Annotated in this window: 5 protein-coding genes; 2 read left to right on the plus strand and 3 right to left on the minus strand. The window is 65.5% G+C overall.

What is annotated here, in order from left to right; all coding sequences use genetic code 11:
- Nucleotides 1-284 precede the first annotated feature (284 nt).
- Entirely contained in the window at nucleotides 285-2156 is a 1872-nt protein-coding gene (locus ACN4F8_RS21210; protein WP_419475394.1) for an ABCB family ABC transporter ATP-binding protein/permease, read from the minus strand.
- Nucleotides 2157-2190: 34 nt separating this feature from the next.
- Here ACN4F8_RS21210 and ACN4F8_RS21215 point away from each other — a divergent pair, with 34 nt between their 5' ends.
- Together ACN4F8_RS21215 and ACN4F8_RS21220 are read left to right on the plus strand one after the other, a co-directional pair.
- On the plus strand, nucleotides 2191-2631 hold the full coding sequence (locus tag ACN4F8_RS21215; RefSeq protein WP_419475395.1) for an acyl-CoA thioesterase: 441 nt from the start codon (nucleotides 2191-2193) through the stop codon (nucleotides 2629-2631).
- A 114-nt stretch (nucleotides 2632-2745) separates the two neighbouring features.
- Entirely contained in the window at nucleotides 2746-4203 is a 1458-nt protein-coding gene (locus ACN4F8_RS21220; protein ID WP_419475396.1) for an ATP-binding protein, read from the plus strand.
- On the opposite strand, the gene ACN4F8_RS21225 is transcribed toward ACN4F8_RS21220, so the two are convergent.
- Entirely contained in the window at nucleotides 4200-4931 is a 732-nt protein-coding gene (locus ACN4F8_RS21225) for a type 1 glutamine amidotransferase (RefSeq protein ID WP_419475397.1), read from the minus strand. The genes ACN4F8_RS21220 and ACN4F8_RS21225 overlap by 4 nt on opposite strands.
- 20 nt (nucleotides 4932-4951) lie before the next feature.
- Nucleotides 4952-6458, minus strand: a 1507-nt coding sequence (locus ACN4F8_RS21230) for a glycosyltransferase (protein WP_419475398.1), incomplete at its 5' end; no start/stop codon positions are given.

Raw genomic sequence — 6458 nt, forward strand, 5'->3', positions numbered from 1 at the left:
CCTCTGGGAGAGGGCTGGGGTGAGGGCTCCCCCGCCGTCATTCGCTGGCGAGTAGCGCAGGAGCGTCCGGACAAGGGGCGCACATGTCCGAAGGCCGCGCAGCGGACAAGTTTGTGCGCACCCCGGGCGATCCGAGCAACGCAGCGTGCCCGAAGCAAAGCGCAGGGACAGCGAATTCGGCTCGCCTTTCTTTTGGGCACTTTTCTTTGGCGAAGCAAAGAAAAGTGCCTCGGCCGCCGGGCCGAGACCCGGCTCGCTACGAAAGAAAAAACATCAAGAAGAAATCAATCAGCCCCACTCTGCTGCAAAGCCCACATCCCCGAATAAACCCCACCCCTGGAAACCAGATCCGAGTGCGTCCCCCGCTCAACGATCTCCCCGTTCACCAACACCAGAATTTCATGCGCGTCCACCACCGTGGACAACCGGTGTGCGATCACCAGCGTGGTCTTGTTGCGCGCGGCTGATTTCAGCTCCGCCTGAATCGCCCGCTCGTTCGCCGAGTCCAGCGCCGAGGTGGCCTCATCAAAAATCACAATGGGCGGGTTCTTCAGCAAGGTCCGCGCAATCGCCACACGCTGCTTTTCACCGCCTGACAATTTGAGACCACGCTCGCCCACCATGGTGCGGTAGCCCAGCGGCAGCTTTTCGATGAAGCTGTGGATGTGCGCGGCCTGCGCGGCATGCACCGCCGCGTCGTGCCCGGCTTCGGGGCGGCCGTAGAGGATGTTGTATTCGATGGTGTCGTTGAACAGCACCGTGTCCTGCGGCACGATGCCGATGGCCTGGCGAACGCTGGACTGGGTCACGCCCTTGATGTCCTGCCCGTTGATGGTGATGCGGCCAAAGCCATGCGGGCCTGGCTCGACACCGCTCAAAGCATTGGTCACGTCGTAAAAACGGTAGAGCAACCTGGCCAACGTGCTCTTGCCCGAACCCGACGGCCCGACCACCGCCACCGTCTTGCCGGGCGGAATCTCGAAGCTGATGCCGTGCAGGATTTCGCGCGCCGGCTCGTAGGAGAAACGCACGTTCTCGAATTTCACCGCCGGCGGGCCGTCCAGCACCAGCGGCCGGGCACCCGGCTGGTCGGCGATTTCGCGCTCCTTCTCCAGCAGCACGAACATCTTGTCCAGGTCGGTCAGGCTCTGCTTGATCTCGCGGTAGAGCACACCCAGGAAACCCAGCGGAATGTAGAGCTGGATCATGAAGGCGTTGACCATCACCAGGTCGCCCAGCGTCATCTCCCCGCTCACCACGCCTTGCGTGGCGCGGTAGAGCATGAGCACCAGCGCCACCGCAATCACCAGTTGCTGCCCCGCGTTGAGCATGGACAGCGTGGTCTGGCTCTTGATGCGCGCGCGGCGCAGCTTCTCCAGCGCTTCGTCGTAGCGGCGGCCTTCAAACGCTTCGTTGTTGAAGTACTTCACCGTCTCGTAGTTCAGCAGCGAGTCGATGGCGCGCGTCTGGCTGGTGGACTCCAGCTCGTTCATCTCGCGGCGGAACTTGGTGCGCCACTCGGTCACGACCACGGTGAAGGTGATGTAGAGCACCAGCGCCACCAGCGTGATCCACACATAACCCATGTCGAACTGGGTGCCCAGCAGGGTGAGCACCATGGCCACTTCAATGAGTGTGGGGATGATGCTGTAGAGCGAGTACGAGATGAGCGACTGCACGCCGCGCGTGCCGCGCTCGATGTCGCGCGTCATGCCACCGGTCTGGCGCTCCAGATGGAAGCGCAGGCTCAGCGCATGCAGGTGGCCAAACACCTGAAGCGCGATGCTGCGCGTGGCGCCCTCGGTGGCCTTGGCAAACACCAGCTCGCGCAGTTCGGTGAAGAGGCTGGTGCACAGGCGCAGGCCGCCGTAGGCCAGCAGCAAACCCAGCGGCACCACCAGCAGGGCTTCCACGCTGCCGGGCTTGATGCTCATGGCATCCACCAGCTGTTTCAGCAGCAGCGGGACGCTCACGTTGGCCATCTTGGCCGCCACCATGAAAGCCAGCGCCAGCACCACGCGCACCTTGTATTGCCACAGGTAGGGCAACAAGCGTTTGAGCGTGACCCAGTCGGATCGCTGGACGGTTGGGCTGCCCGCGGCGCCGGGGGCGGCGGGCAGGGCAACGGTGGCTTGGGAAGGGTTGTCTGGGCGCATGCGTGAGAATCGTGAGCAACTGGAGATTGTGACCATGACAAGCAAAACAAGCCCGAATCCCGAAACCACCCTGCCGCACGACCGGGAACTGGTGCTGAAGGTCATTCCCATGCCCGCGGACTGCAACGCCAACGGCGACATCTTCGGCGGCTGGGTCATGGCCCAGGTTGACCTGGCCGGTGCCGTGCTGCCGGCGCGCTACGTGCGCGGACGCATGGCCACGGTGGCGGTGAACCAGTTCATCTTCAAGCAGCCGGTGCGCGTGGGCGACATCCTGAGCTTCTTCGCCCACGTCACCCGCGTGGGCAACACGTCCATCACGGTGCAGGTGGAGGTGTTCGCCGAACGTTTCTCGGCCCAGGGCCAGTACGTGAAAGTGACCGAAGCCAGCCTGACCTACGTGGCGATCGACATGGAAGGCCGGCCCCGGCCGATCCCGAAAGAGGGCCTGGACCTGCCGGGTGTGACGGACTGAGTGCGCTGGGGCAAGCTCGCGAAATTCGCCTCTAATTTGCAGTTTTTGCACTAAATTTGTGATTTAGTTAAACCATAAATGCATTGATATCCTGTTTTTGGTAGGATTCAGTGCATGAAGGTGTCCCAAGACGAACTCATCGCGGTCCTGTCGCAGTTCAATCCCTGGTGGCGCGACGAGGCCATTGCGGATCTGCCGGGCTGGCGCCGCGCGGCTTACCGCGAGCTGCACGCCTGGATGAGCAACCCGCCAGCGCCACGCGCGGTGCTGCTCTCGGGTGCGCGGCAGATCGGCAAGACCACCTTGATGTTGCAGGCGGCCGATGCCCTGCTCAAGGCGGGCGTGCCCGCCGCCAACATCCTGTACGCCACCTTTGACCACCCCTTGCTGAAGCTGGCGGGCATCGACGCGGTGCTGGACGCCTGGCGCGCGCGCGAGCCCAAAGCCGACGGGCTTGAATACCTGTTTCTGGACGAAGCCCAGTTCATCCGGGACTGGGGCACCTGGGTCAAACACCAGGTCGATTTCCGAAAGGACCGGCGCCTCGCCTTCACCGGCTCGGCCATGCCGCTGGTGGAAGCAGGCCAGGAGTCGGGCGTGGGCCGCTGGCACACCATCCGCCTCACCACGCTCTCGTTTTACGAGTACCTGCAGATCAAGAACCTGCAGTTGCCCGCCCTGCCGCCGATCAAGTCACTGCGCGATCTGTTCGACTGGAGCGCTGCCGACTTCTACCGCACCAGCGAAGCCGCCGCACCCTACGTGGGGCACTTTCACGAATACCTGGTCCGGGGTGGTTTTCCGCAAACCGCGCAGGTCGAGAGCATCACCCAGGCCCAGCGCCTGCTGCGCGAAGACATCATCGACAAGGTCTTGAAGCGCGACATGACCGCGCTGTTCGGCGTGCGCCGCGTGCTCGATCTGGAGCACACCTTTCTCTACCTGTGCATGCACGACGGCGGCCTGCTCGACATGGGCGACCTGTGTGCCAACCTGGAGGTGAAGCGCCCCACCGCTCAAAACTTCATCGAGCTGCTCGAAGCCACCCACCTCATCTACCGCCTGCCGCCGTTTGGCTACGGCAAAGACGTGCTGCGTGCCCGCTTCAAGGTGTACCTGGCCGACGCGGCCATCGCGCCCGCCGTGATGCTCAAAGGCAAAACCCTGCTGGACGACCCCGCCGCTCTGGGCGTGGCCACAGAGACCGCCGTGTTCAAGCACCTGTTTGCACGCTACTACCCACAGAACGTGCGCTTCACCTACTGGCGCGGCAAAAAAGACCGCGAGGTTGATCTGGTGGCCGAGGTCGCCGGCCAGATCATTCCATTTGAAGTGAAGTACCGCGCCCAGCACACCGGGGCGCGCGAACTCAAAGGCCTGCTGGAGTTGTGCGAGCAAAAGAAGCTCGCGCGCGGCTACGTGGTCACCAAGTCGCTGGACGACTTTGGCGTCTTGCCGTCAGTGCCTTCGAAAACACAGGCCACGACGCAGATCATGCGCATCCCCGCGCCATTGCTCTGCTATTGGATGGGCGCGCACGAACTCACCGTGCCGCCGCAAGACACGGTTTAGAAGCGCGAGCGCCACACCCGGTAGATGCGGTCGGCCATGGCCTCGCTGGCAGCTTGGTGCTTGAGCGTGGCGGCATGCATCGAGGCCGGGTCCTGCACGCTGTCGCGATGGAGCAGCACGTTCACCGGGTACGCATGGCCGGGCTTCTCCATCCAGTCCCGGATCTTGGTCGGCGTGATCTCGATGTGGAACTGCATGGCCAGGTGCTGCCGCAAGGCAAACGCCTGGTGCGCGCACGTGGCGCTTGAGGCCAGCAGCTCGGCGCCGGGTGGCAGCTGGGTGAAGCTGTCCTGGTGCCACTGGTAGACCGTGGTTTGTTCGGCATCGCCCAGCCACTCGCGCGCGGCGGGGCTGTCGACCCGGTTGATGGGCCACCAGCCCACCTCGGGTTGCTGCAGGGGCTCCACCCGCCCGCCGAACGCGCGCGCCATGAGCTGGCCGCCCAGGCAGTGGCCAATCACCGGGATGCCCAGCGCATCGGCCTCGATGATCAGCGCCTCGGCCTGTCGCAGCGTGGGGCGCTCGTCGTTCGCGCTCCAGGCGCCGCCCAGCACGGCCAGGCCCCGGTAGCCGCGCACGGAGGCGGGGTAAGCCTCGCCGGCCTCGGCGCAACGCAGGTGCCAGGGGATGCCCTGCGCCTCCAGCCAATGGCCCAGAAAACCCGGGCCGTCTTCGAACAGGTGTTGCAGCACCAAAACATCGGCGCTGTCGGTGGGGCGTGGCTTCATGCCACCGATGATAGGGACGCTCAGCCCGCCCAGTGCCGGTTCTCCAGCGCCTGGGCAATGCGCACTGCAGCGCGCATCGCGCCATCGGTCTCCACCGGCCGGTAGCGCACCGGCTGGTGCATGGCGGCCAGGGCCTGCTCGGCCAGGCGCTCGGGCGAGAGGTCGCGGTAGTCCAGCGAGCGGTCGGCCTCGTAGTTGAAGAGCCGGCGGCGCACATGCACGCACTGCTCGAAGTGGTTTTGCAGCGGGAAGCTCAGGAACGGTCGGCGCGTGGCCACGAGCTCCATGGTGGTCGACAGGCCGCCCTGCACCAGCGCCAGGTCGCAGCACGCCAGGTGTTCGTACAGGTTGTGCACGTACGACTTCACCTCCAGCCCGTCCAGGCGCGGCAACTCATCGGCGGCCATGCGCGGGCCAGCCACCACGATCAGGCGCAGCCCCGGTTCCTGCTGCTTCATGCGCGGAAACGCCTCGGTGATGCGGTGCAGCAGGTGGCGCCCCACCCCGGTGCCCCCCACGGTGGCGATCACGATGCGTTCGTCGCTGCGGTAGCCGTGCAGGGCCCGCAGCCGCTCGGCGTCGGCCAGCGTGGCCGGGTCGAACGGCAAGGCGTAGCCGCAGTAGCAGAAGTTGCGGTCGGTCCATTCGCGGATGCCGGGCAGGCCCGGGCCGAAGGGCTGCTCGGTCACGTCCTCGCTGTTGCCCACGAAGATGGCCGCGTCGCGGATGTGCGGGTACCGCGCCACGTGTTTGATGTCGTCGGCGTTGCGGTCGGCGCACAGAAAAGCCTCGCGCTCGTTGCCCGCCTGGGTCGGCAGGCAACCCACGAAGTCGGTCAGGAAGACGAAGGGCTGGCGCTTGAGCTCGGGGTTCTCGTGGTACTGGTGGTCCACGTCCCAGGCCTCGTCGCCGATCACCACGTCATAGTGCTCGGCCTCCATCAGGTCGACGAAGGTCATGAAGTTGCGCGCCATGATTTCGTCCATGGTGCGCAGGGCGAAGAACGCCGAGAGGTCGTGTTCACCGGCCTCCTGTTCGAAGTGGCGGCTCTCGTTGGCCAGGCGCTTGCAGATCGGGTGCACACGCTCGCCCTCGCGCTCCAGGTAGCGCGCGGCCGGGTCGGTGGTGAACCAGTCGATCGCCAGATCGGGCTGCAGCTTGCGCAGCTCGCGCGCGATGGCCAGGTCGCGTTGCGCGTGGCCCAGACCGATGGGGCTGCAGATGAACAACGCGCGGCGCGGTCGTGCCATGGCGCGCGTCCAGGTGGTGTGCCGGGGAGCGGTGCCCACGAAGTCGCGCACCGCGCGGTTGAACATCACCGGATCGCGCGCGGGCTGCACATGCCCACCCGCGCCCACCGTGATCATGGATGCGCCGGGCACCAGCTCGTGGATCGCCTGGCCCTTGGCGTAGGGAACGCGCTGGTCCTGGTCGGCGTGGATCACCAGCGTGGGGCACTGCACGCGGCGCGCGAAGTCGCGCACGTCGTGGCCAAACCAGCCGTTGCGCGCCCAGGCCACGGTCTCG

It is taken from the genome of Hydrogenophaga sp. (assembly GCF_048549895.1).
Taxonomy (GTDB): Bacteria; Pseudomonadota; Gammaproteobacteria; order Burkholderiales; family Burkholderiaceae_C; genus Hydrogenophaga.

Excerpts from the sequence above, each read along its gene's own strand:
- ACN4F8_RS21210 (WP_419475394.1), bottom strand. The coding sequence starts at position 2,156 with ATGCGCCCAGACAACCCTTCCCAAGCCACCGTTGCCCTGCCCGCCGCC.
- ACN4F8_RS21215 (WP_419475395.1), top strand. The coding sequence starts at position 2,191 with ATGACAAGCAAAACAAGCCCGAATCCCGAAACCACCCTGCCGCACGAC.
- ACN4F8_RS21220 (WP_419475396.1), top strand. The coding sequence starts at position 2,746 with ATGAAGGTGTCCCAAGACGAACTCATCGCGGTCCTGTCGCAGTTCAAT.
- ACN4F8_RS21225 (WP_419475397.1), bottom strand. The coding sequence starts at position 4,931 with ATGAAGCCACGCCCCACCGACAGCGCCGATGTTTTGGTGCTGCAACAC.